We start from the raw sequence: 26,135 nt of genomic DNA, 5'->3' as shown, positions 1-26,135 counted from the left end.
ATTCAGCCACACGGCTATCAAGACGAGGTCAGCAATGAAAGTAGGTATTATCGGCGCCATGGAGCAAGAAGTAGCCCTGCTGCGCAGCCAGATGAGTAACCCCACCACCCTGCAACTGGGCGGCTGCGAGTTCTATCAAGGGATGCTGGCAGGCAAAGAGGTGATCCTGACCCGCTCCGGTATCGGTAAGGTCGCCGCCAGCGTGGCCACCAGCCTGCTGCTGGAAAAATTTGCCCCCGACTGCGTCATCAATACCGGCTCTGCGGGCGGCTTTGCCCAGGACCTGCACATCGGTGATGTGGTGATTGCCAGCGAGATGCGTTTCCACGATGTGGACGTGACCGCTTTTGGTTACGAGATGGGCCAGATGGCGCAGCAACCCGCCGCCTTCCCCTGCGACGAGAAACTCATCGCGGTCGCTCAGGATTGCATCGCCGAGCAGGGCAAGCACCAGACCAAGGTCGGCCTTATCTGTACCGGCGATCAGTTCATGTGCAAACCGGACGCCATCGCCAAGGCTCGCGCCGACTTCCCGCAGATGCTGGCGGTCGAGATGGAAGGTGCCGCCATCGGTCAGGTGTGCCACATGTTCAAAGTGCCCTATCTGGTGGTACGCGCCATGTCTGATATCGCCGGCAAGGAACAGGTTGAATCCTTCGATGCCTTCATCGAAGTGGCCGGCAAGCACTCCGCCGAAGTGATCATCAAGATGCTCGGCAAGCTGTGATCGAGACCGGCTCGCTTGATTTGATGGCCGACGCCCTCCTCTCGACGACGGCGGCCATTCTGGTGGGGGCTGCCCTGCTGGAGGCGGTGATCCCGTGGCCATCCCATCTGCGTCTTTCGGCCGTCACGCCCCTGCTGACCCGGCTGGGGCACAAGGTACACAGACCCGATGGTTCACCCGGCCAGCAAATGCAGGCCGGCCTGCTGGCGATGCTGGTAGTCTGGCTCCCCTGCGCCGCCGGGCTCTGGTCGCTGCGCAATCTGGCCCTGAGCGAGCCGATCTTCGACCTGCTGTTTCTGCTGTTGATGATCGAATCCCGTCCACTGCGCGAACTCGCCCATGCCACCCGCTCGCTCGCCACGCAGGAGACACTGCCGCTGGCGAGATTGCAGGTGGCTCCCTGGCTCAAGCGGGAGACCAGTAATCTCTCGACCATGGGGCTCGCCAAAGCAGTGACGGAGAGCTGTGCCCTGCGTCTGGTCGGCCAATGGGTTGGCCCCTTGATGGGGTACGCTCTCGCGGGGGTACAAGGTGCACTGCTCTGGCGGCTGACTCAGCTGATGAGCCAGGGCTGGAGCATGAAGGATCCCGCGTTTGGCTATTTTGGCCGAGCCACCAGCGCCCTCTATCAGGGGCTCAATGCTCCCACCATCCTGCTGTTGGGGCTGCCGCTCCTGCTCCCGCGGCTCAAGCAGGCCGCACAGCTGCTGCGCAATGGTGCGCTCTGGCCCTATCCCACCATCGGGATGCTGTTGACGCTACTTGCTGACAAGTGCCGGATCCGCCTTGGCGGCCCCCGCTACTATCAGGGAACCTTGCAACGCTGGCCGATACTTGGCAGCGGTGATGACCCCGACGGTGAGTCACCGCGCAAGGTGCTCAATATTCTGCAAGGAATTGGCTGGGGCTGGTTGATGCTGGCGCTGCTTGTCACTGTGGCGGGGTTATTTCATGGTTAGATGGTTGCGATTGCCTATCTGGCTGCCCTGCGTGTTGCTTGCCTGGTTGCCCGCTGCGCTGCAGGCAGCCACTCCGAGCCGGGTGGTGAGCGTAGTACCCCATCTTACCGAGCTGCTTTATGACATCGGTGCCGGTGACAAGCTAGTCGCCATCGACGATGCCTCCGACTATCCTGCAGAAGTGAAAAACAAGCCCAAGGTGGCCAATTATCGCAGCATCAATGTCGAGGCGCTGCTGGCGCAAAAACCGGACCTGACCCTGGGCTGGCGCTCGGCCCAGTCACGCATGCTGGCCCCGCTGGAGCAGCTGGGTATCCCGGTTTTCTACTCTGAGCCTACCGATTTTGCCTCGCTGGCGACCGAGATGCGGGCGCTGGGCAAATTGCTTGGAGTGGAGAAGAGTGCCAACGAAGCCGCCGATCGCTATCTAACGCGTCTGCATGACCTGCAACAGCGTTATAGCCAGCCAACCGGCGTAAAAGTGTTCTACCAGCTCTGGTACCCTCCACTCACCAGCGTCAGTGGCAATGCCTGGCCGGCTCAGGCCATCGAACTCTGCGGCGGGATCAACGTCATGGCGAATGCCAAGACCCCCTACCCCCAAGTGGACATGGAACAGGTGATAAGAGTCAACCCATCGCTGATCTTGGCAGGGAGTCAAGATCCTGACGCCCTGCGTCACTGGCAGCAGTGGCCAAACCTTGATGCGGTGAAACATCACCGACTGATGCTGGTCAACTCCGATGAGCTGCACCGATTCACCCCAAGAGCCCTCAATGCGGTGGAAGATATATGCAGAGCGATCAGAAAGTAACAAAAGCCAAAGAGACCAAGACCTGAGTGATACCCTTGGCTTTAAAACCGTTTTTATGAATTGATCACACTCTTTACAGAAAAAGCTGGTACTTTATTTGCTAGCATATGATTCATCTACTGTTTTTGAGACGAGATGCCCACAATGTTCAACGATAAAACGCTACTCATAACTGGTGGCACTGGCTCGTTTGGCCAGCGATTGGTCAAGACAGTACTGGAACGTTATAAACCCAAACGCCTTATCATCTATTCTCGTGACGAGCTGAAACAGTTCGAGATGCAGCAAGAGTTCGACGATTCCTGCATGCGTTATTTCATTGGGGATGTCAGAGACGCCAACCGCCTTACCATGGCAATGCGTGGAGTGGATTACGTGGTTCATGCAGCCGCACTGAAACAGGTTCCTGCCGCAGAATACAACCCCATGGAGTGCATCAAAACCAATATCCATGGTGCTGAGAACGTCATCCAGGCGGCCCTGCTCAATCAAGTCAAAAAGGTTATCGCCCTCTCAACTGACAAAGCTGCCAACCCGATCAATCTCTATGGCGCCACCAAGCTCGCATCAGACAAACTCTTCGTGGCGGCCAACAACATTGCGGGGCAAGACCCCACCCGTTTTGCAGTCGTTCGGTACGGCAACGTTGTTGGTTCCCGCGGTTCTGTTGTTCCCTTCTTCCAAAAGCTGATTGATCAGGGTATTGATGCCTTGCCCATCACCCATGAAGAGATGACTCGTTTCTGGATCACCTTGCAACAAGGGGTGGATTTCGTCTTGGATAATTTTGGGCGGATGAAGGGGGGGAAATATTCGTTCCCAAATTGCCATCTGTTCGCATCACAGATTTGGCCAGTGCCATGGCACCAAACCTGCCACACAAGATCATCGGCATTCGTCCGGGAGAGAAGCTCCATGAAGTGATGTGCCCTGCCGATGACTCTTATCACACCTTTGAATTTGATGACTTCTTCGTGATCGGCCCAACAATCAACTTCAATAATCGCAACAACGACTTCTCCAAGACAGCTGCGGGCGAAAAAGGAAAGATGGTCGAGCAGGGATTTGAATACAACTCTCGAAGCAACCCTGACTTTTTCTCCATTGAACAGCTACAGAAGATGAACCAGAGCAAGGTAGCAGAATGATCCCCTACGGCCGTCAATCTATCAGCCAGGCAGATATCGATGCTGTCGTGGAAGTGCTCAAGTCCGACTTCCTGACCCAAGGGCCGGTCGTTCCACGCTTCGAGCAAGCGGTTGCCGACTACTGTGGAGCTAAATTTGGGGTGGCGGTCAATTCAGGTACTGCAGCACTCCATATCGCCTGTCTGGCGCTGGGCGTTGGCCCCAGCGACTGGGTCTGGACATCCCCTATCAGCTTCGTGGCATCAGCCAATTGCGCTCTCTATTGCGGTGCACAAGTCGACTTCGTCGACATTGAATCAGATACCGGCAACATGTGCGCAGTGGAACTGGAGAGGAAGCTGATTGCCGCCAAGGCGGAAGGGAAACTACCCAAGGTAGTAATACCGGTGCACTTTGCCGGCCTCCCCTGCGATATGCAGGAGATCCACCGCCTAGGGCAAGAGTATGGCTTTCGGATCATCGAGGATGCCTGCCACGCCCTGGGGGCTCGCTATCACGATGAACCCACCGGCAACGGCCGCTACAGCGACATCACCGTCTTCAGCTTCCACCCGGTGAAGATCATCACCACTGGTGAAGGGGGAATGGCCATGACCAACGACCCTGCGCTTGCCAAGACGATGCGCATGCTCCGTAGCCATGGCATCACCCGTGAACCGGAAGACTTTATCAATGAGCCGGACGGCCCTTGGTACTATGAGCAGCAGATGCTCGGCTTCAACTACCGTATGACCGATATCCAGGCAGCGCTGGGATTAAGCCAGATGCTGAAATTAGATGAATTCTTAACACAACGGAAAATAATTGAACATAAATATCAACAAGAAATAGATACATCACATGCTTCATTCTTGACAAAACTTAATGACAGGGAGTCAGCCAGACATCTAATGATCATTCTTGTCAACAAGAAAAAAAGGGATTTTTTATACAGCCATTTAAATAAAAATGGCATTGGGATAAACGTTCATTATATCCCTATATACTTGCAGCCATATTACAAAGAAAAGTATGAGCCACTTGTAAACGCATCGAAATTTTACTCAACATGTATGACTATCCCTATGTTTCCGGCACTGGGGGACAGGGATCTCAACATTACTATTTTAACTATAAATTCACTATTATGGACATAGCATATGTTGAATGAATCTACAAAAGAAAATTTACGAAGAAAATCAGGTTACATAGACATTGTCCAGATAGTTGAAGGACACCCCCTATTTAGTTGGATTGATATAAATGTAACTGAACTCTGCAATAGAAAATGCATTTTTTGCCCCCGGGTTGACCCTGATAAATACCCTAATCAAAATATACATATGAGCATAGATTTAGCTAAAGAAATTGGAAATCAACTTGAGATGCTAAACTATAACGGTGTAGTTGTGTTCTCGGGATATTCGGAGCCAATGCAATGTCCACATCTAGAAGAAATTATAGCTGCTTTTCCTAAAAAAATAAGATTAGAAATGGTGACCAATGGTGATTTTTTAAAGCCAGAGAAAATCAAAAGACTATATGAAGCTGGATTAAACTATTTTGTAGTAAGTATGTATGATGGTCCAGAACAAACTGAGAAGTTCAAAAAAATGTTTAACGATGCAGGCTTAAATGAAAATAGCTACATTCTGAGAGACCGTTGGCATAATAAAGAAGATAGTTTTGGGCTAAAATTAACAAACCGAGCTGGTACAATAACGATCGGTGATCAACCGGAAACAGAGCCAACCCACCCTTGCTATTACACGGCATACTCACTAACCATTGATTGGAATGGCGATGTAATGTTATGTATGCAAGACTGGAATAAAAAAATAAAATTTGGTAATGCGTCTCAACAACCATTGGTTGATATATGGAATAGCAAGGCACTCAATAGTTACCGTAAAAAACTAATCAATGGCAATCGAACATGCTCACCATGTTATAAGTGCAATACTGATGGCACATTACATGGACATAACCACGCAACTATTTGGAATGAAATACTAAAATGAGTAATACAAAAAATAATATTTTGTTCGACAATATTCACACCATAAAGAAACAAATGCATTTAGATGAGATGATGGTGAGAACATGTAGAGAAATCATTGCTTTAGATAATGACACCCCATTTTCAGATTCATGTACAATATGTGGTAGTCATTTGATCGAATACTTTACTGAGCGATATGGATTTACGCTTTCACGCTGTTGTGAGTGTGCACACATATTTTGCAATCCTATGCCAAATAAAAATCAGCTAGATTATTACTATAATAGTGAAATGAAAGATTTCGAAAATGAGTTCTTTATAGAATCATTTGAAAATAGAGTGCCAATATTTGAACGCAGGATTGATATTATCAAAAAATATCTTTCATGCGGAAAGCTATTGGATGTAGGTAGCGCAATTGGCATTTTCTTAACCGCCATAACACGGCAAAATTTAGCGTACGAATTATTCTCCTGTGACCCATCAGCGTCAGCTTGCCGCCTTATTGAAGAAAATTTTTGCAATGTCAAAACATTCCAATGCATGGTGGAAGATCTAAATATATCCTCGTACTTTGATGCTATTACTATGTGGGATACATTAGAACATGTAATGGCCCCAATAACTGTCGCAAATAAAATTCATTCATTACTTAAAAAAAATGGTTTTTGGTTTTTCTCAACACCGAATACTAGTAGTTTTGAATGGATGACGGCAGGTGACAAGCATGTCCAAATTCTTCCTCCTGGGCATATTAATTTGTTTAACCTATCGTCAATAGATATTTTATTAAAAAAATCTGGCTTTAAATTAATAGAAACTCACACCTTGAATGGCTCATTAGACATCAGCTATGTACAAAAATTAATTAAATCATCACCATCATTTCAAAAAAGCTTAGGTGCCTTTTTAAATAGCCATATTACTGATCAAAATTTCGCAGATCTGTTTGCTGATTTTTTGGTAAAAACAAAAACTGCTGGAAATATTTTTGTAATCGCACAAAAAGAGGGCTAATAACATATGGAAAAATATACAATACATCATGCTGATTACGAAAAAGATGCGACTAAATATATATCGTCCAAAGGAGCGTTTTTAATAAATGAAAATGGTAGTTCCATTTTTGATGCCGGTCTGGGTGCGGGAAGTCAAATTCTTGGACATTGCCATGACGATGTTATTCATTCATTAAAAGAGCAAGCGGAAAGAGGCATGCTCTTTTTAAAAAATAATCCTCAAATACATTTATTAGCAGAGCAACTTAGCTGTGTACTCCCTCATGAGTTAAAGAATTTTGTTTTTTGCAATAGCGGTTCAGAGGCCACACAAAGAGCAATAAGATATGCAAGAGCAGCCACAAGTAAGAACAAAATAGCCAGTTTTCATGGTGGCTGGCATGGTATGAATGAATGGACACTACAAGACGATGGTGGTCGTTTTGGTGGACAAGACATAAGATTACCAAGCGGTATTCCATTATCTATTCTCGAACACAGCATTTTACTTCCATATAACGACCAACTAGCATTTGATATATTATCTCAAAATAAGAACCAGCTAGCGGCAATCTGTATAGAGCCCATTCAAGGTTCAAACCCAAGAGGGGATATAATTTCATTTCTAAAAAAAATAGAAGCATTCTGTAAAGATAATGGTATTCTAGTCATTTATGATGAGATCATAACAGGCTTCAGATTAGGGATCGGTGGTGCCTGCACCAAATGGAAGCTTAATCCAGATATCGTCACTTACGGTAAAATTTTAGGTGGAGGATTACCTGTAGGTCTCGTCGCATTTACTGATGAAGTATCACAATTAACGTTCAAAAATAAAGAAAAAAGAATTCTTTCAGGTGGAACATTTTCTGCCAACCCATTAATGGCAACGACGGCATGCGCAGTTATTAACTGCTTAAAGCATAGAGACTATTCTTTGATTGACAATCTAGCATCCACCCTTCGAGAGCAAACAAATAAGAAACTAACTGAATTAGGCATCCCCTGTCGTCTGTCTGGAGAAGCATCGATTAATAGATTGTATTTTACTGATATCCCCATACAAAACAGGGCGCATAGAGACCAAGTCGAATTGGATACCACTATTCAGCAACGTTTTCGTGAGAACATGATGAAACTGAATGTTCTTTGGCCGACCAATGGTATTATTTTTACTGGATTCTGTCATAATAAAGAGATGATAACAGAATTTGGTTCCAAAATAGTTTCAGCATTACAGATAACGTTGGAATAAAATATGTTTAAACTTCACTTCAAAACTTTAGCATATAAGTTCTATGCACCATTATTATTTAAAGCAATGAAGTTATATGGCAGAATAATGTTTTCCTTACCTAAAGAAGATCAGATGGAAATCGCGTCTACATTATGGGACCGTTTTCTTGCAAAGAAATTCTTATCTGAGCATTGGCAGGTAAATGGTACAGCTGCATACCAACTACCATGGGAAAAAAAATCAGAAAAAATATATATTTTAGGTTGTGGCAGCAGTATTAACAACATTACTGATGAAGAGTGGGATTTAATTAGTAAACATGATAGTATTGGAGTTAATTATTTTTACTTCCATGATTTCAAACCAACTGCACATTTTGTTGAATTAGGGAAATCTCAAGCGGCTTTCAATTGTATTCATGAGTTTTTATTATGTAACAAAGAAAGAAACGAACCTGTTTTTATGCAGATTAGGCATCTAATTTACAATGAGACAAGGCTTAAATCGAATAAAGAACGTGTTCATTTGTACTCTCCGACAACCATGCAGAGCAAGAACACACATATATTAAAAAAGTATTTAAAATTATTTTATTTTCCACCTTCTAAGAATAAACCATTGATCCATCATTGCTCAACACTTGATTGCGTTATAAATTTTGCAGTTCGACAAGGCTATAAAAAAATTTGTTTGGTTGGGGTTGATTTAAATAACAACCAATACTTTTGGGATGCATTTCCGAAAAATATCCACTACAATAAAGCTATTGATGCAGTAAATGAAGACTACGCTGCTGTAAATTGGAGTAGAGATGAAGACACTTGCCATGCAACCGTAAACACGGTATTGACGGACAAGTATAACTGTCTAGATTTGGTTACATACCTCAAACTGCTAAACGATACTATTTTTAGTACAAATGGCATCGACTTGGTAGTTTCAAATAAGACCTCTCTGTTGGCGAGCTATTTTTCATATCAGTCGATAAGTGACTTTTCAAACTACAAGAGTGAACATTATGAGTAAATCAGGCAGTTATATTTTCAAAGAGATTAACGATAAACTAGTCTTCGTTGGTGATTTTGAAAGATTTTATCAGGAAGATAATGACCCTTGGGGGCAATCAGCCTCATCTGAAATGAGTATATATTACCAACTATCACGTCAAAGACTGATGTCAATACTATCTACAATTAAAGAAAAATCTATGATAGTCGAAGTTGGCTGCGGCTTGGGATATGTGACAAAACTAATTTCAGATGGATTTCCACAAAACAATAACATTGTAGGGCTAGACATTAGCGAGACAGCCATAAACAAAGCCAAACTGTTATTTCCAGACTTAAAATTCATTTGTGCTGACATAACATCACCACGCTTTAAATATGACTTTGGACATGTTCGCGCGAATGTTGTCATTCTAAATCAGTTACTTTGGTATATCCTTGAGTCTCTTCCGAACGTTATGGCGAATATCTACTCCACTTTGGAGGATGATGGATTTTTAATCATATCGAATGCTTTTGCGCGAGAACAAAGATATGGTACTGAATTCATTGATCACTTCCATGGGGCAGCTCATTTTTTTTCAAAACTAGATGGCTTCAAACTGATTCATGCCTGCTTCTACAACGATAATGAAGAACACGATGACGCTCATTTCTTACTTAAAAAATGTAGTTAAACGCATTATGTTTTTATATGTACAGATCTAAATAGCCGTTCCGAATAGTAGATCACCAGATGTAGGGAACTCAGTCCAGTTTGGTGTGTACAGATCTAGTTATCACGGCATTGTTTCCCAAATCAGCCAGCAGTCATGACTTCCCCTGCCCTTGGTGACCGTTACACTCGGGGCTTTCTGACAGGCATGCCCAGTGTATTCAGCTTGTTTATGGCGCTTACATACGCCATGACTTCTCCCACTTGGCCGTTGTAGTTACGCAGACTGATTTTTCCCGCCAGCAACGGCTTGAACCGATACATTGCCGTCTCTGCCAGCGAGCGACGGTGATACCCCGATATCTTCTTCCAGTGCGCCAGCCCTTCCTTGCGCATTACCAGCACAGCCTCATTTCTTGGATGTCCCTTTTTCCAGAGTCCAGTGTTCTTGCGAGGCGGGATACAGGCTGTCGCCCCTTTGCACGAGATAAGCTGATGGCTGGCATTGCTGTCATACGCGCCATCCGCATAAACACGTCCCAGCTTACGCCGCAGTAGATTGAGTAAGGTTGGCACATTCTCCAATGACACTTCTGCTGCCACGATATCGTGGGTCACCGGGTCTACCGCCAGCTGCAACTTGCGCCACACTCGCCGTTTCTCGGCGCCGTGTTTTCTGACCTTCCACTCGCCTTCACCAAATACCTTCAGGCCGGTCGAGTCGATAACTAGGTCGGTAATGCCTCCCTTTGGGGGCTGTCGATAAGCCACTGTCACCGTGCGTGCTCGCTTGCTGACACAGCTATAGTCCGGTGCACACAGCGGTACATTCATCAACTCGAACAGGGAGTCGAGTAGTCCTTGTGTTGCTCGCAGAGTGAGGCTGAAAATCCCCTTGAGCATCAGGAAGGTTGCTGATGCAGATTTGAAGAGGATGGTGGTGATCAGATCACCGAACCCTCAGTTAGTTCCATTCAAGCTGCATCGATTTGGGAAACAACGCCCTAATAACCATTAATATTACATTTATAGTTCTCCACCATATCAACCAAATATGAATACCCTAAAAGTTCAAATCTTGCTGTTGGTGTATATGCATCTTGTACATATGGAAAACCGCCTACCACTTTTAAAAACTCACACTGAGCATCAGGACGCAACTCAGACAACTGCCCCCATAAATACTCTATAGAATTATAATTAGCCGACTTTATTGTTCCGTCTATCAAAAGTGGCGTTTTATAATCTTCATCCTTCACAAGGATGAGCATTCTATTTAAGAAACGCTGTAAATCATCATTATTAAACACAAGACCATTCTCTTTTAAAGCTAACACAGCACGAATATCTAGTGAGGCATGATCTATATCCACATAGTCAGGCGAAGATGATTTTTCTTGACTAGGAGTGTTCTTGGATAACTGTCCCTTACTCCATCCATCCCTATACATTCCCCACCAATATGGCCAAAGGTAGGAATTGCTATCCTCTACATATTGCAAATGTCTTTTAAATAACTTACCTAGTGAAGTTGCTATCTCCAGATATTTATCATCATGAGAGATTATAGCGTAATTTATAAGAGGTCTTACATACGCGTTCATCATATTAAAAGGTAGGTTTACTCTGTCATATTTATAACCATCCCCATCAGGAAAAGTGTAATAAGCCTCTCCTTTTTTAATAATTCCTAAAACATCAGAATCATAATTATAAAACTGTTTATGATGATGCGCATAATTATTTTGAAAAACCTTCTTCAAGTCATTCAAATAATTAGGATAGCGTTTGTTCAATTCCTGACTTGATGCAATTTCTTTTGCCAACATAAGTAATGAATCAAGAATTATTGCATCATGAACAAGAAATGATGTGGCCTTATTATTGTTAGAGAACACTTTAACGTCCCAACCTGACTTCGTATCATCATGAGATACACTTCTATCATTCGATCTGATTATATGCGAAGCCCTTTCTGCTGCTATATATAAGTATGATATGTCAGATGTTTTTTTATACATATTAATTAGAGATAGTATCACCGGAGATTCAGTGATAGACAGCATTGCATAGTCATTATTATAAATAGAAAAACCAGTGATTGGAGGTGAATATCTTTCAAGAAGTGCTTTATAGGTGATAACTGAATCACCAGGTGTTTTTTTAACGAGATTCACACCATTGTTAGATAAAAAAACATCCTTTCCGCTTATGCAGGTTATATCTGTTTTCTCGTAATTATCATTTATCGCCGCAGTACAAAAACTATCTCGATGTCTTTTTATTTCAAATAAGACACCATTATTCTTGGTTAATATGTTTTGAATGAAAGAATCATCTTCATAAAATGTACTTACAACCTTCCCATTCTCTATGAAATCTATTTCAGATCGCTGCTGGTCATAATTTTTCTTTACTACAGCAACCACCCCCTTAGGCAACACTGTGTAATCTGTTATTGTATTTGGATATATACTCGACAATACCTCCTCTTCCGCTGCATTAGTCGTCAATCTCATACGCATTATTTTAATTTTTCGATCTTTACTTGAAATATCATCTTGATACCAATATATATACTCTCCATTGATCATCGGTTTTCTATGGATTGATGAGTCACTCCCAATGATAACTCTATTTTTTCTTACCCTATCCATAACAACTACTCGATCACCACTTCCATTTGGTTCAAAATTAACCCAATAGATATAGCTAAGATCTCTGCTAGCACCTAGTTGCCATTTAATTCCAGGAATACCTAATGATATATTCTCTGAGTGGTTATTATCATGATAAAGAGAGATATAGTTTTTATCCGGTGCATTCCATTCTATTGTCACTCTGGAGTGTTTATCACCAACAACTTCAGTCACAAGAGGTTTAATTAATATTTTTATATCAAACTTACCATTGTTAACCTTATAACCACCAGTACTATCTGGCCAACCAAATACAGTGCCATTTTTATAAAAAAGACCATGACCTAAGTCTGTGAACGGCATACCATCACTTTCTTTTAAAATTGAAACTTTGACATACTCACCAACTTTGCCATTAACCACAATTTCTTTTTTATTAAAAAGGAATGTCGCAGACATAAGCAGTAACACTAAAAAAACAAAATAAGTACATTTACCTTTCAAAATCCCCTCCCACCCCAAAATAGTCCGATGATATCAGATGATATTATCATTTCAAAACTTTAATTTAAAACTGATTTATCGAAATAGCTCATCATGTGCAACATATAATACACACCACAATAGCCAAGTCTTATAAAATTACGGACCAACATTAACTTTTTATAGATATGATATTCATATTGCACAAACACACATTCCTTCGTTGGGTTAGAAGGGCATTGCCTCATCTGAAAGAAACTGATGGAGAGTGAAGAGCAACATGGCATGTACAGATCTAGTTATCACCTGACACCGGCCTCAAACCGGTGTCTTGTTTACGCTACTTTAGTGCACATGTATGGAAATGGTATTCACCTGACAGTTGACCCAAAAGGGAGTGGTCATATGGCTTCAAACCGGATAACAAAACGGTACCCCTACCGTGTTATCTGGAGTCACCGTATGACCACCAACGAGAAAGTAGCACGTCGCAAACTCAGCCTGCTAGAGCTCGCCAAAGAACTCAATAACGTCAGCAAAGCCTGCAAGCTCATCGGCTACAGCCGTCAGCAGTCTACGAAATTCGCCGTAATTACCAGACCTATGGCGCCGAGGACTTGCTCGATAAACAGCCCGGTTGTAAAGGGGCTCATCTCAATCGGGTTGCGCCCGAGATTGAACAGGCCATCCTCGATTACTCCCTCACCAGACCAACCCATGGCCCGCTGCGGGTCGTCCAAGAACTCGCTCTGCAGGGCATCAATGTCAGTGCCGGTGGCGTGCGTGGCGTATGGCAACGGCACGACTTGCTCTCCAAACACGACCGCTTGTTGCGCCTAGAGAAAACCCACCGTGAGCAGACCATTGAGCTCAATGACGAGCAAATTCGCCTGTTAAAGCGCTTCAGCCCCGAGTTTCGTGAACGCCAGATTGAGGTTCACTACACCGGAGAACTGGTGGCGGTCGACACCTTCTTCGTCGGCGCACTCAAGGGGGTGGGCAAGGTGTATCTGCAAACCGTACTGGACTGCTACAGTCGCCACGCACCAGCAAGCTGCAGGTAACCTCGGTTCATGTGCTCAATGAAACGGTACTGCCGTTCTTCGAAGCCCATGAGGCTCGGGTCTAGACCATCCTGTCGGATAACGGGCGCGAGTTCTGTGGACGACCTGACCACCATACCTACGAGCTGTTCCTGCACCTGGAGGGGATTGAGCACCAAACCACCAAGGTACGCAGGCCACAGAGCAACGGCTTTATCGAGCAGCTACATCGAACCTTGCTGGATGAACACTTCCGTATCAAGGGTGGACGACCTGGTATGAGTCGGTGGTGCAGATGCAGACAGACCTGGACAGCTACCTGGATCACTACAACACCCAGCGGCCACATCAGGGCAGGATGATGGAAAAACAGACTCCCTACTGCATGTTCAAGAAGGGTCTGAAATTGATACCAAATGAAGTGCGCACTAAAGTAGCGTAAACAATACACCGGTTTGAGGCCGGTGTCAGGTGATAACTAGATCTGTACACAATGCCGTGATCTACTATTCGGAACAGCTATTTAGCATAATTTTGTGGATTTCCACCACATCTGAAGCACTAATTATATTAAACAACATCAATATCGGAACTCATGCTTTTCACTAACGTATATATCTCTTGATAGTAGGCATCAGACGCGATAATGACGGCATTGATTTTTGTAAAATTAATTTTATCGGGCATTAAAATTGGTATTTTGCATGTACATTTTTTTTTGGTGTAATCTTTATCAAAAAAACATACTGGAGTTATATCTGCCGCTTGCAATATATTATAAATCCTGCGACCTATATCGCCAGCGCCATATATAGCAAATCTATTGTTATGTTTTTTGCCAAGAGATAAAATCTTATATAGTCTTTGATCATCAAAGCGATATCCAGCTCCTAACAAATACATTCTATAATCAAGCAATTCTTGAGGTTTTAAGACCAGAGACGAACTTGCTGACTTGACTATCGATTTGAGCAATTGATAGAGTGGGAATAACTCAGTATGCTTCTGTATTGTACCCAGCAGGAACTGTAGCTCCCCTAGATTCAATAATTTTTTTGAACTAACAACAATAGTCATAAGATCCATAATCAGAGTCTCAAGTTCATGAGGCATAGATATAGGCCTTTTATCTAATCTCAATGACAATCCTGCTAATATAGGGATGATATATGAAAAGGACATATCAACATTATATTTAAGCATGGTTGACACATTGTATAACCATACATCAAAGATTGCCTTTTTCATTTTCTCGGTATTAGTAGACATTGAACCATCGCGCCGATGATATGCAACACCAACTTTATGCAAACTTATAAAGTCGACTTTATTCAATGCCATTCTAAATATCAGGTCATAGTCCTCACATCCTCCATTCGTTCTTTCGGTGATGTCAAAACCAGAAACATCTATCAAATCACTCTTATGAAACAGAAACGAATGCACGGGAGCTAAGTTATCAATCATCAATGCAGGAATTACATCACCGAAAGCAGGATATACATCTCGAGATATGCCACTATTTTCATTAATCTCTTTATAACCAATTACACTGACTACTCCTGATGATTGACTTATACACGCAGCTTGTGCTATTAAGCATCCGGGTAAAAGAGTATCATCGGCATCAAGAAATTTGATCAGTTTACCTGCCGCATTATCTATCCCAGTGTTTCTTGCTGCTGACAAGCCTAAGTTTAATTGCCTGATCAACTGTATAGAAAACGAATATTCTATAGCAGGCAGTGTGACAGGGGTTACTGAACCATCGTCGACGATAATAACTTCCAAGGGGTGATATTTTTGTTGCTGGATAGAATCGAGAGCACGCTCAAGATACTCTTCTTGCTGGTAACATGGGATAATTATGGAGATCAACATATGTTTTATCTCTAAATAAAATCAATTGATAATATAAATATTAAAGATCACATGATATGTATTATACCCATGTGCATGTAAATCATTTTTTTCTTAAAACAGTGATGCAGTCTATATGTGCAACTCCCCAATCAATGATATTTTGGCTTATAACATCGAAGCCATGATGCTTAGCTATAAAAGCAACATCATCCTTAGATATATTACTTCGTCCATTTATATTCAAACTCCACAAATCAAAGACACTTATCTTACTAGTTAATGCTGCCAGGTTAGAATGATGCATAAGCACATATCCGCGCCGTTGTAATACCCGACTAAATTCACAGAGATAGAAATCAATACTCTTATATGAAAAGTGAACCATCGCATCCCATGAGTAAACTAGACTAAGTGAACTATCAACTATCGACAGAGCTCCAGCCGTATTGCACTGGACCTGCACATTTGGATATTTAGCAAAGCGTTCACGACAGACATCAACCGCTTTAGTGCTGGCATCAATCAGCTGTAAATGTTGACAACGCTCCTGCATCAGCTCAGCAATGCGTCCTTCTCCACAGGCAAAATCCAGAACATTGCTATAGTCTAACTCTCCTTCCAGTTTTTCAAGAATAGGCTTTATAAATTTATTATATTGATCCTGAGCAGCAAGTTCGGCTGACTTGTAATAAGCTCCCCAGTCATAAGCAGCTGGAGTAGCACTCAATCTTGCTTGGATGAAATCAAGTACATCAACCTCTTGTGCATCTTCTATCGTGATCAACTTGGAAGCAGCAACACCTCTCGTTATTAAATACTCAGTCATCTCATTTTTAAATGCCTGCGATGCGATTATAATTTGCTCTGGTTGCTGCCAGTCCATCATATTTGGGGGAAGACAAATCAGTTTCCCCTGCTGTCCTTTTGATTCAAATTTTTGGTCTACTAGCCAATCGACTTGGCAATAGTTGATAGCACTTAGTTGACTTAAAAAGCTCTTGCTTATCTCACCAGCACCATAAATGGCAATAGTCGCACCTTTATTGACTCTATCAAAAGGAAACATTATTAAATTCATTATATCATCCTGAAAAATTATGTAGCAAAAACATATCATATACAAACAAGACAAGAACCCTCACTAATTTCATCTATGATTTCATCCCGATAAGGAATTGAAGCAATTATTACTGCATCAATACCCGCCACCTTTACAAGATGATTATTTATTTCCACCCCCATGAACTCGCCACTTACACTCTTATCAACAATGTACTCTATTAAATATCCATCCATATTTCTTATTATTTCATAGCAAAGACGCCGCCCTCTCTGACCAGCCCCCCAAACTACAATATGTGCCCCATCAGGAAATTTATTTTTAAGGCGGGATAAGATATCCATATCATCTTGATCGAGATATGTTTGAAGTGGCTCACATGCATACTCAGTCTCAGCACGACTTACCAGATAACTATTTTTGAAAGGATGAGCACAATATACATGCCAAGGCTTTTCCTGACCACAGAAATGCACCAAAACTGGTTCGGAAATATCCTTTTTCGCAAGATGATTGGGTTGAGCATTCCACTTCTCATCAAGATAAAGAACCTTATTTTGCAAAACAATGTTTAGGGCATCCTGATCATTGTGCTCGAAACCATTATTATCTATCAGCAGTTTCAATGCCTGCTGACTGATATTATTTTCTCGCCATTTCCCAAGATCCATCAACATGAAACCTGCGTTGAAATACCTTCCAGATGATATTCCACGCACTTGCTGCTTCTCTTTGTCACATCCCAAGATATGGTCTGATACCACGGCAACTATGGAATCCATCATATCTATCGACCAAAGTGTACTAATATCTCCAATCGCTATCATGTCAGCATCGATGAACACGACCTTTTCAACATTGTGCAAGACTTCAGGTATGGCAAAACGATAATAAGTAACTTCGTTCAATCTATTATTATAGAGACTACTGATTGGGATTTCTTTATAATCAGGAAAATCATCATAAAAACCAATTTTTATATTTTGCGAAGTCAATGACGTCAACTTAAATATGTTATCTTCATTAAGCCTGCCCAATATATGACATTTTAGCTGAAAGTTCTGACTCAGATGCTTACCAAGACTATGTATCAAAGCAGCCAAATGAATGGCAAAGGCGTTATCAATGCAGAAGGCAATATGGATTGTTTTTTTCATGTAATTACCTAGTCAGGTTAATGAAAATACACGGTCAATCAGCCAAAAATTCTTTCAAGCACGCGTTCTGGCTCATTTTTATGTTGCCATGCAAATTCATGACGCTCATCAAAGAACCACTCATACTGAACGGAATAAGTGATGAAGAGATCAAAAAGAGCCCAGTTTCCGGCACGTAAGAAATACAATGCGGTGGAAAACCATAGATGACTTTTTCCCCTTTTTACTAACAACTCATCCATTCCTGCATGAAGAGCCAAATCACATGCCGCCAGCATGTCTTGCAAAGCAAGTTTGCGACGAGTTTCTGAGGAACGAATAGCACTACATATGCTACTATCGTGAATACGATAACGCCCATATACTTGCGAAATACGGTCTATATTTCCACCCAGATAAGATGAATTAAGAATATGCCATGAGTAATCATTCACTATGTGGCAATCTAAATTTACCGCATCCAGCATTCTTTCGTGCCGGCGAAAAGCGCAGGAACTAGTATTAAAAAAGAGTCCATATAGCACTAAGTGCTCTGGACTTGCTCGATCAGGAATATATTTGGCGTTGTAATAATCTTTGCTGAATAGCGAAGTGATCCGATTTGAATCGCTATCAAATACTTCCGCTTCGTGATAAACGAATCCACAATCTGGATGCTTATCTAGATGATCATTCAACGCCTGCAGCTTGCCAGGTAGAGCCAAATCATCGCCATCGACATAAACCAGATACGAGCCCAGAGCTTGTTCCAACAAGGCACGAATGGTCAGGCACACCCCTATGTTTTTTTTGTTTTGCAATGTCCGCAGTGTGGGCCACTCTAATGCCAGCCGCTGCATAATGGCCCAGGAGTCATCGCTCGAGCCGTCATCAATGGCAATGACCTCAAAATCGAAATTGGTTTGCTGTTCCAGCAGACTAAGCAGACAGGGCTCGATAAAGCGCCCGAGGTTATACACCGGCACCAGTACGCTGACTTTCATAGAGGATCCAGAAGTAGAGTAAAAAAGAAGCGAATTGGAGAAAATGGACAAGGCTACCGCACGGTCTCTGTCAACCCTTCCTGCCCTTCATGGTAATATTTACTGCAAGAGCCGTGCCTGACCAAGCTAATTCATTGATATGACTTGATTTATGTGACTTGGAATCCACTATTCAATACGGTCAAGCTGACGGCTGCAGGCCACCAGCATGTCGATGCCGTCCCAGAGCCATTCGAATGCCAGCGCTTGTCCCGGACTTGCCACCCTATCGATACGGCAGCAAGGCGACAGCTGTAGAGCACACTCAAGCCGCATTTTATCTGGCCCAACCCAGACACAGGTCTGCATATCCCAAGGTTGTAAAAGCAACTCATCAAGGGTATCGGCAACGAATTCGGCAACTGTACCTCCTCCGATGTGTTCAAGCCGCAAAGAGGCGATGGGAGTCAATAAGTTGACGCCAGCAAAGGTCTCCTGCTGCATCTGGCCATCATGGGCGGCATTTTGTTGACTATTGATAAGGCGTTCCATCATCAGGGCCGCGCTGTCTGCAAAGGGTGCAAAGACTGCTTCGAGCAAACGACGGCGCAATGCACTGGCGGGAGAGCCCAACCAGCAAATGGTGGTGGGTGAGGCGCAGGCTTGTTGATTGAAACGGGTAAAGTCTTGTTGCAAAGCCGCGACCACTTGCCTCCACGCAACAGCATCCAGGTTGGCGAGCCATTGGCTATCCAACACCGCCATGGAGCGGCGATCCGGAAACACGATTTCCTGAGCGCGGGGTGAGAGCGGAATAGCCCGTACCCGGCTGATGGTTTCATCACCTCCCCAGATAATGCGAAGCCGACACCGGGCCGACAGCCAGGCGGTGACGCCCTCGTCATGGTCATACCGGATAAAACGGGTACGCGAGGCAACCTCTTGCCACTCGGGCAGAGAGAATAGCTCGTTCAGGATGGCCAGCATGGCCTCTTGCACCGGGTCGATGCGCGATGAGAGACGTACCACGGACCCATTGCCCATCAGCAGCGCCATGACCCAGGAGTAGAACGCGACGGTCGGCACGTTGGAGGGGACCAGATGAAAAACCATCCCCAAGGGTGCGCGCCCTGCCATGCGTTTGCGCTGTACCTCAATCTGGCGTGGCCGCAACCAAAAACCAAAGGCGGCCAAATCCGGATTCTCTCGCCCCTTCTGCTGCAGACGTGCAGAGAGCGCAGCCACAAAGTCGCAGATGACGGGCGCAAAGCCTGGCAACGGGCGAATGACAAAACCTTGCCAACCGCTGACGGGAGCCACGAAAGCGACCTCTGGCCCCGCTTGCCAGATGGCATCTTCTACATCTGACCGGATCACTGGAAAGTGTCGCTGCATCCCCTCACCTCGGCGCCTTGCTGACGTCCTGATACATGAAAATAACGGCCACGACGGCCGCAGGGGCAATTATCTTCCCCCAGCAGCACGCCGAGATCCTCGCTGAGCAAACTGTGGCCTGGATAACTTTGGGGAATGGCCGAGAGCACTTGCAGCAAGCCGGGTTGGCCGACCCCGAGCGGTCGATGAGTCAGCGGATCCCGCACCAGCAGATCGGCAAAAAGGGGAGCATGAAGATGGCCATGCTCACACTCGACAAACACCGACCCTACCTGCTCCACCATGCCATAGAAGTTGTGCACCCGACTCACCCCCAGCTGCTCATGGCAACGCTGCTTGAAGGCAGGATTATCCACCGCGAGGTGTTGCAGCTTCTTCCAGCCACCACTGTGAAAAAGCGTGCCCTGCGTCAACGGCAGTTGCAGACCGCGCTCACGCAGCGGCTCCAGCAAACATTGCCAGACCATGAAGGTAAAGCCGAACAACAGGACCGGCTGGCCTGCATATTTGTCACAAAACGCCTCGATGACCGGCCAGTTGGGCCGCATCTGCTCATCGAGGGCATAGGTATGGTCTCGGCCAAGGAAGGAGAGCCCAAGCGCACCGGCACCGCGGGCTGAAAAACCGCTGCGGTTTTGGATAAGAGCTGGTTGCTCCACCAGCAGCATGGGCAGCCGCTGCTTGCCGACGAACTCTTGCAGGATCTTCACCAGCACCTTGCTCTGCAACGCGGCTGTATCCCGATCCAGCACGATCCGTGACGGCGTCCCCGTGGTGCCCGACGAGGTGAGCACCTTGAATACCTCTTCTTGCGGCACGCTCTGCCATTGGGCCAATTTGAACAGGCGGGCGGCCAGATAGGGAAGCTCTTGATAGGTCGAAGCCTGACCCCAGCCAAACGCCGACAGAATATTGGCAAAAGCTGGACACCCCTGCCCATGCCGCTGCGTCAATTCATTCAGGCGAGCAAGGAGCAGCCCACTTTTTTCACGTTGGGGTAGCCCGAAAACCGGCGCATCAAACAGCTTGTTCATAGTTGCTCCAGCGCTGTTAATAGGGCCGGATAATCAATTTTCATATTGCTGCGTCGTGGCAAATGATGTTGGTAGATGCGTACGCTTGATGGCGGCACCATCAGCCAGCGGGCTAGCTCCAGCTGCAGTGCGTCACTGGGGCACGCATCTGCCTCGATGGCTACCAGCAGGCGATCATCGCGGCCAGTCGCGGCGCAGGAATAGCCCCTCCCCTGCAACCAGGCCTCCACTTCAGCCAAGCTTACCCGTTTGCCAAACAGCTTCAGGAAACGGTTGAGTCGCCCGGTCAGATAAAATCGGCCCGCCTCATCACAACGAGCCAGATCGCCGGTAAAGAGCGCATCCATATCACGCCCCCGAGCCAGATCTTCAGGGCGCTCCGCATAGCCCAGCATCACGTTTGACCCTTCGTAGACTAGCTCCCCCTCCCCATCGGGAAACCCGGACTCATGACGCAAAGAGAGACGCCCGCCCGGTATGGCACGGCCGATGGCATCCGGGGCAATCATCACTTCATCGTGTGCCAACCAGGCGATGCGCGGTGCCGCTTCGGTCTGGCCATACATCACGAAAAAACGGCGTCCCAGTGCAGCTGCCTGCTCGGCAAACTGTTTTGCCAGTGCTGGCTCAAGTCGTCCTCCGGCCTGGGTCAGTGTCATCAGGCTGGGATAACGCGCCCAGTCAAAACGCAAGCGGTTAAGCATCTGAAAGGTAAAGGGTACCCCCGCCACACTGGTGACCTGATGGAGATTGACCTCATCCCAGAAGTGGCGCTCAAGGGGGCTGGCAGTGCATGAAACCAGAGAGGCGCCAGCCAAAAGATGGCTGTTGAGCACCGACATGCCGAAGGAGTAAAAAAGTGGCAACGAGGTGATGGCTCGCTCACCCCCGTTCAGCGTCAGATATTCGGCGATGGCCGCAGCATTGGCATCAAGATTGGTTCGCGACAATCGCACCCATTTGCAGGAGCCTGTACTGCCCGATGTCGGCAGCAGCATGGCCAGCTCAGGGTGAAGCGAGGGCGCATCGCCAAGATGCGCAACTGCCCCATCCTCCAATACCCGCAGACTGACACTAAAGCGCTGGCACTGCTCATGGTGCAACTGAGCATCCTGTGCAGGATCGGCCAGCATGATGGCGTGGCCATCACGCAGGGCCAGCAAGTAGTGAAGCAGATGCAGGGTGGACGTCACAAATGGTAGGTAGACCAAATGGCGGCCAGCAGGATAGATGGTGGCCAACTGCGCCACACGCCGAGCCAGCTCACCATAACTGAGCCACCCCTCTTGCGGGTCTCGCCAGGCTGGCTCGTCATTACTTTCAACCAGATGTGTCAACAAATCAGGCTGGATCAAATCACCATCCCTCCATCGACCCCAATCACCTGCCCGGTCACATAGCTCGACAAGTCGGATGCAAAAAACAGGGCCACCTTGGCCACTTCATCTGGCGTACCAATCCGCCCCATGGCGATGCTGGCCACCCGCTCAGCAAACTTATCTTGCGGGATGGCGTGGGCCATATCGGTATCGATAAAACCGGGGGCAATCGCATTGACCCGGATCTGGCTGGCGGCCAGCTCCTTGGCCAGTGACTGGGTAATACCGATCACTGCCGCCTTGCTGCCGGCATAGCAGCTGAGCCCAGCCGCTCCCACTTGCCCCATCAGGGAGGCGAGATTGATGATGCTGCCACCACCACTTCGCTGCATCAGGCGGGCGGCATACTGGCTGCAGTAGATCACGCTAAAGGTATTGTTGCTGAATGTCTTTTGCAGATGGGTCTGGTTCGCCATCCCCAATAACGCCTCTTCCAGCATGCCGGCATTGTTGACCAACACGTCCAGCTGACGAGTCTGAGCAAACAGCTGCTGAAAAGCCTGCTTGACCGCCGACGGATCAGCCACATCAAAACAGAGAGGCTGGCAAGGCACGCCAAACTCGGTACCAATCGCGGTCGCCAGCTGGCTCATGGTCACCTCATCACGGCCTCCCAGCCACAATTCCGCCCCCTGAGAGGCAAACTGGCGTGCAATGGCAAAACCGATGCCACGCCCGGCACCGGTGATCAACACCCGTTTGCCCTGCAACAGCCCCTGCATCAGAAAGTGACCCCGTATTTGGCCAGGATCTCCCTCGCCTTGCCGACCGAACTCATGTCGATAATGTCATCGGTGTCGAGCAATACACCGTAGTTATCCTCCAACTGGGCAATCAGCCCCATGTGGGCGACGGAGTCCCACTGCGGGATGCTATTGTAGGCCAGCCCATCGCTGACGCTGCCGATATCAATACCCAAAGCCTCGGCAAAAACCTGTTCCAATGCGATTGTCATCTGAAAAATCTCCGTAGCCGCTCACGGGCGGCATAGTAATCCGCCGGCTGCAGTTCCAATGCGAAAAATCCGTTATCTTGTCCTATCTGGCGGTAACCCAGTTGTTCATTCAAGCGCAGGGCCGAGCGATTGTTCTCCCGAACCAGGGTGCGGATACAACCGATATGCAACTCATCAAAACCCTGATCAAGCTGGGATAAGGCAGCAGCAATCGCCAACATGGGATGCCGCACGGTCGAATTGCCCAGATAGAGTCCCGCATCGGCAATCGCCTGACCCTGTAGCACATCCTGGCACTCACCTTTCAGATTGACGTAACCCGCTCGCACGCCCTTGCACCAGAGCACCCAGTGCTGCTGATCCCGTCGCTCACTGGTGGCGGTGAACCATTGGCGCTGTTGCCGTGGCGAAATGCGCGTCTGTGATACCATCTGCATTCGCACCTCATCCTGATTGCGCCAACGTCGCAAGGCAGGAAGATCCCACGGTTCTATCGGGCGTAGCTCAACGCCATAACTCATCTTCAACGCCATCCACTTTTCATGACCTGTCTCTCTTATCGACCACACTGCTGCCATTCCGTAGTAAAAATCGATAATACAAGCAAGAAAAACAGTATAATATCAAAAATAATCAAAGAGTTGTCATCGATTATCCTGGCTTTGGCCAGTCATTGAACCAGCGGAGAGAGCCCATCATGGCCATCGCCATTATCCCGGCCCGGGGTGGCAGCAAACGCATTCCACGCAAGAATATCCGCCCCTTCTGTGGCCAGCCCATGCTCGCCTATGCCATCCAGGCGGCGCAACAATCGAGCTGTTTCAGCAAGGTGGTGGTCTCCACCGATGATGAGGATATTGCCGAAGTTGCTCGTCAACTGGGCGCGGAAGTACCATTTCTGCGGCCAGCCAACCTCGCCGATGATCACACAGGTACCACCCCTGTGGTGATCGACACCATCCAGCGGCTCGACCAGCTCGGCATCCAGGCAGAGCACTACTGCTGCATCTATGCCACTGTCCCGCTTATTCAAGCCGATGACTTGAAGGCCGCCCATCAGCGACTGATCGCAAGTCATGCTCCATTTGTCTACACCGTGGCCGAATTCGGCTTCCCTATCCAGCGCGCCGTGCGCATGGATGAGCAGGGCCGGGTCACCCCCTTCTGGCCGGAGCAGATGGCGAAACGCTCTCAGGATCTGGAGCCTGCCTATCAGGATGCAGGCCAGTTCTATTGGGGGACGCGGGCTGCCTGGTTGGGCGGGATCAGCCCCGTCGGCGGAGAGGGGATCGGCCATATTCTGTCAAGACACAGGGTGGTCGATATCGATACACCGGAAGATTGGCACCTGGCCGAACTGCTCTATCAAGTGCTGGCCCAAGATGACGTTTAAGGTAGCCTTCCGGCTCGATGCCGGGGCCGAGATTGGACTGGGTCATCTGATGCGCTGTCTGGCCATCGCTGACCGGCTGCATGCCGCCGGAGCAGAGTGCCACTTTCTCTGCCATCAGCTACCGGCCCACCTGTTGCCACTGCTGCAATCCCACCAGCATCACGCTCTTTGTGGTCTGGACGATGCAGGCCCCTTGCCCACCTTGGTCCCGGAGTGGCTGGTGTGTGATCACTACCAGATTGATCGGCAAATCGAGCAGACACTGGCAAGTCACTGTGGTCAGTTGCTGGTGATCGACGATCTGGCCGATCGCCCTCATCATGGTCAGTTGCTGCTGGATCAGGGGCCACTACGCAGCACAGCCGATTACCAGTCACTCGTCCCTGCCGACTGTCGGCTGCTGCTGGGCACCGACTATGCCCTGCTGCGCCCCGCCTATCGCCAGCTTGCACGCCAAAAGGTCAGCCGGTGGCAACGTGGCCTCATCTGCTTTGGTGGTGCCGATCCAGCCGGAGCCTGCCTCATCACCCTCAACACGCTGGCTCGACTGCTATGGGCTAAAACCGTCAGCTGGACTCTGGTAGCCGGTGGGGCAAATCCTTTCTGGCCAGAGCTGCAACAAAGGGTTGCCGAACTGCCCGATCTGCCGCTCACCCTGCTGCGTCAGAGCGACCAGATGGCCGACCTGATGAGCCGACACGACTTCGCTATCGGAGCAGCGGGCGGCATGACCTGGGAGCGGGCCTGCCTCGGCCTGCCGACCCTGGCAGTCCCTATCGTCGACAACCAGCAGTTCAACGACCAGGTGATCGCCCTCTTTCAGCTTGCCGAGCGGCTGACCCTGAGCGAGCTGGCCGAGCCTGATCGACTGCTGGAGGCTCTGCAACGGCTTGAACAACACTCAGACGACTACCGCCGCCGTGGCCAGCAGCAGGTGGACGGGCTGGGGCTGGATCGGCTCACCGCCCGGTTGCTGCAACAATCGGATTATCAGCTGTTACCAGATGGCCAACTGTGGCAACTACGCCATGATGGCAAACTGCTGCTCACCCTGACGCTGAACGGCCAGCGGCTGACATGGCAGGCCACCCGGTCACTTCAGCCCATGGAGTGGCAAGAGCTGGCACATCGCTTGCAAACAATTTTCTCCCAATTTCCCCTCTATCTTGCCGAGCCACCGCAGATAGCGCCCCCTGCCCCCTGGCAACCGGCGCCGCAAGGCTGGCAACTTGGCACAGGAATCTGA

Annotated in this window: 22 protein-coding genes and 3 pseudogenes; 13 read left to right on the top strand and 12 right to left on the bottom strand. The window is 47.3% G+C overall.

Annotation, left to right across the window (positions count from 1 at the left end):
- Window positions 1-34: 34 nt before the first annotated feature.
- The 10 genes and pseudogenes from mtnN (at window position 35) to ACTG2O_RS12545 (ending at window position 9,548) form a co-directional block, all read left to right on the top strand.
- Window positions 35-727, top strand: coding sequence for a 5'-methylthioadenosine/S-adenosylhomocysteine nucleosidase (mtnN, locus tag ACTG2O_RS12590; RefSeq protein WP_040067225.1), 693 nt, complete (start codon window positions 35-37; stop codon window positions 725-727).
- Entirely contained in the window at window positions 724-1,686 is a 963-nt protein-coding gene (locus tag ACTG2O_RS12585) for a cobalamin biosynthesis protein CobD/CbiB (RefSeq protein ID WP_439975902.1), read from the top strand. Before mtnN ends, ACTG2O_RS12585 begins: the two co-directional genes overlap by 4 nt.
- Window positions 1,679-2,500 (top strand): cobalamin-binding protein, encoded by an 822-nt coding sequence (locus tag ACTG2O_RS12580; protein WP_439975900.1) that lies wholly within the window; start codon window positions 1,679-1,681, stop codon window positions 2,498-2,500. The genes ACTG2O_RS12585 and ACTG2O_RS12580 overlap by 8 nt, the downstream gene beginning before the upstream one ends.
- A 144-nt stretch (window positions 2,501-2,644) precedes the next feature.
- Window positions 2,645-3,648: pseudogene (pseB, locus tag ACTG2O_RS12575) on the top strand (UDP-N-acetylglucosamine 4,6-dehydratase (inverting)).
- Window positions 3,645-4,784 (top strand): UDP-4-amino-4,6-dideoxy-N-acetyl-beta-L-altrosamine transaminase, encoded by a 1,140-nt coding sequence (gene pseC / locus ACTG2O_RS12570; RefSeq protein ID WP_019446018.1) that lies wholly within the window; start codon window positions 3,645-3,647, stop codon window positions 4,782-4,784. Before pseB ends, pseC begins: the two are co-directional and overlap by 4 nt.
- 3 nt (window positions 4,785-4,787) lie before the next feature.
- The gene (locus ACTG2O_RS12565) at window positions 4,788-5,648 is read left to right on the top strand and encodes a radical SAM/SPASM domain-containing protein (RefSeq protein ID WP_075115158.1); all 861 of its coding nucleotides are present in this window, start codon (window positions 4,788-4,790) and stop codon (window positions 5,646-5,648) included.
- The gene (locus ACTG2O_RS12560) at window positions 5,645-6,646 is read left to right on the top strand and encodes a class I SAM-dependent methyltransferase (protein WP_075115159.1); all 1,002 of its coding nucleotides are present in this window, start codon (window positions 5,645-5,647) and stop codon (window positions 6,644-6,646) included. The genes ACTG2O_RS12565 and ACTG2O_RS12560 overlap by 4 nt, the downstream gene beginning before the upstream one ends.
- A gap of 6 nt (window positions 6,647-6,652) precedes the next feature.
- Complete coding sequence (locus ACTG2O_RS12555; RefSeq protein WP_083851946.1) at window positions 6,653-7,882, top strand: aminotransferase class III-fold pyridoxal phosphate-dependent enzyme; 1,230 nt, start codon at window positions 6,653-6,655, stop codon at window positions 7,880-7,882.
- Window positions 7,883-7,885: 3 nt separating this feature from the next.
- The gene (locus ACTG2O_RS12550; RefSeq protein WP_141108818.1) at window positions 7,886-8,890 is read left to right on the top strand and encodes a hypothetical protein; all 1,005 of its coding nucleotides are present in this window, start codon (window positions 7,886-7,888) and stop codon (window positions 8,888-8,890) included.
- Window positions 8,883-9,548 (top strand): class I SAM-dependent methyltransferase, encoded by a 666-nt coding sequence (locus ACTG2O_RS12545; RefSeq protein ID WP_075115161.1) that lies wholly within the window; start codon window positions 8,883-8,885, stop codon window positions 9,546-9,548. Before ACTG2O_RS12550 ends, ACTG2O_RS12545 begins: the two co-directional genes overlap by 8 nt.
- Before the next feature lie 161 nt (window positions 9,549-9,709).
- On the opposite strand, the pseudogene ACTG2O_RS12540 reads toward ACTG2O_RS12545, so the two are convergent.
- A pseudogene (locus ACTG2O_RS12540) lies at window positions 9,710-10,438 on the bottom strand (IS5 family transposase); the annotation flags it as partial.
- Window positions 10,439-10,530: 92 nt separating this feature from the next.
- Complete coding sequence (locus tag ACTG2O_RS12535) at window positions 10,531-12,669, bottom strand: hypothetical protein (RefSeq protein WP_156808806.1); 2,139 nt, start codon at window positions 12,667-12,669, stop codon at window positions 10,531-10,533.
- Window positions 12,670-13,110: 441 nt separating this feature from the next.
- Here ACTG2O_RS12535 and ACTG2O_RS12530 point away from each other — a divergent pair.
- Window positions 13,111-14,133, top strand: a pseudogene (locus tag ACTG2O_RS12530) (IS481 family transposase).
- Window positions 14,134-14,261: 128 nt separating this feature from the next.
- Here the strand turns inward: ACTG2O_RS12530 and ACTG2O_RS12525 are convergent.
- The 10 genes from ACTG2O_RS12525 to ACTG2O_RS12480 form a co-directional block, all read right to left on the bottom strand.
- A complete protein-coding gene (locus ACTG2O_RS12525; RefSeq protein WP_019446022.1) occupies window positions 14,262-15,572 on the bottom strand; it encodes a glycosyltransferase family A protein in 1,311 nt (436 codons plus the stop codon).
- Between the two features lie 82 nt (window positions 15,573-15,654).
- Window positions 15,655-16,632, bottom strand: a complete 978-nt coding sequence (locus tag ACTG2O_RS12520; RefSeq protein WP_019446023.1) for a class I SAM-dependent methyltransferase — start codon at window positions 16,630-16,632, stop codon at window positions 15,655-15,657.
- Between the two features lie 35 nt (window positions 16,633-16,667).
- Complete coding sequence (locus ACTG2O_RS12515) at window positions 16,668-17,771, bottom strand: glycosyltransferase family 8 protein (RefSeq protein WP_019446024.1); 1,104 nt, start codon at window positions 17,769-17,771, stop codon at window positions 16,668-16,670.
- Between the two features lie 38 nt (window positions 17,772-17,809).
- A complete protein-coding gene (locus ACTG2O_RS12510; RefSeq protein WP_019446025.1) occupies window positions 17,810-18,754 on the bottom strand; it encodes a glycosyltransferase family 2 protein in 945 nt (314 codons plus the stop codon).
- 168 nt (window positions 18,755-18,922) lie between these two features.
- On the bottom strand, window positions 18,923-20,128 hold the full coding sequence (locus ACTG2O_RS12505) for an acyl-CoA reductase (RefSeq protein ID WP_019446026.1): 1,206 nt from the start codon (window positions 20,126-20,128) through the stop codon (window positions 18,923-18,925).
- Window positions 20,107-21,162 (bottom strand): LuxE/PaaK family acyltransferase, encoded by a 1,056-nt coding sequence (locus ACTG2O_RS12500; RefSeq protein ID WP_019446027.1) that lies wholly within the window; start codon window positions 21,160-21,162, stop codon window positions 20,107-20,109. The genes ACTG2O_RS12505 and ACTG2O_RS12500 overlap by 22 nt, the downstream gene beginning before the upstream one ends.
- Window positions 21,159-22,517 (bottom strand): AMP-binding protein, encoded by a 1,359-nt coding sequence (locus tag ACTG2O_RS12495; RefSeq protein WP_439975895.1) that lies wholly within the window; start codon window positions 22,515-22,517, stop codon window positions 21,159-21,161. Before ACTG2O_RS12495 ends, ACTG2O_RS12500 begins: the two co-directional genes overlap by 4 nt.
- Window positions 22,514-23,263, bottom strand: coding sequence for an SDR family NAD(P)-dependent oxidoreductase (locus ACTG2O_RS12490; RefSeq protein ID WP_019446029.1), 750 nt, complete (start codon window positions 23,261-23,263; stop codon window positions 22,514-22,516). Before ACTG2O_RS12490 ends, ACTG2O_RS12495 begins: the two co-directional genes overlap by 4 nt.
- Window positions 23,263-23,496 (bottom strand): acyl carrier protein, encoded by a 234-nt coding sequence (locus tag ACTG2O_RS12485; RefSeq protein ID WP_019446030.1) that lies wholly within the window; start codon window positions 23,494-23,496, stop codon window positions 23,263-23,265. The genes ACTG2O_RS12490 and ACTG2O_RS12485 overlap by 1 nt, the downstream gene beginning before the upstream one ends.
- On the bottom strand, window positions 23,493-24,029 hold the full coding sequence (locus tag ACTG2O_RS12480; protein ID WP_019446031.1) for a GNAT family N-acetyltransferase: 537 nt from the start codon (window positions 24,027-24,029) through the stop codon (window positions 23,493-23,495). The genes ACTG2O_RS12485 and ACTG2O_RS12480 overlap by 4 nt, the downstream gene beginning before the upstream one ends.
- 164 nt (window positions 24,030-24,193) lie before the next feature.
- Between ACTG2O_RS12480 and pseF the strand changes: the two genes are divergently transcribed.
- Together pseF and pseG are read left to right on the top strand one after the other, a co-directional pair.
- The gene (gene pseF / locus ACTG2O_RS12475; protein WP_019446032.1) at window positions 24,194-24,889 is read left to right on the top strand and encodes a pseudaminic acid cytidylyltransferase; all 696 of its coding nucleotides are present in this window, start codon (window positions 24,194-24,196) and stop codon (window positions 24,887-24,889) included.
- The gene (gene pseG / locus ACTG2O_RS12470) at window positions 24,879-26,135 is read left to right on the top strand and encodes a UDP-2,4-diacetamido-2,4,6-trideoxy-beta-L-altropyranose hydrolase (protein WP_019446033.1); all 1,257 of its coding nucleotides are present in this window, start codon (window positions 24,879-24,881) and stop codon (window positions 26,133-26,135) included. Before pseF ends, pseG begins: the two co-directional genes overlap by 11 nt.

It is taken from the genome of Aeromonas sp. 61P, from assembly GCF_051919545.1.
Taxonomy (GTDB): Bacteria; Pseudomonadota; Gammaproteobacteria; order Enterobacterales; family Aeromonadaceae; genus Aeromonas; species Aeromonas veronii.
The sequence above is the reverse complement of the archived record's forward strand: the minus strand, read 5'-3'. Positions and strand labels throughout refer to the sequence as shown.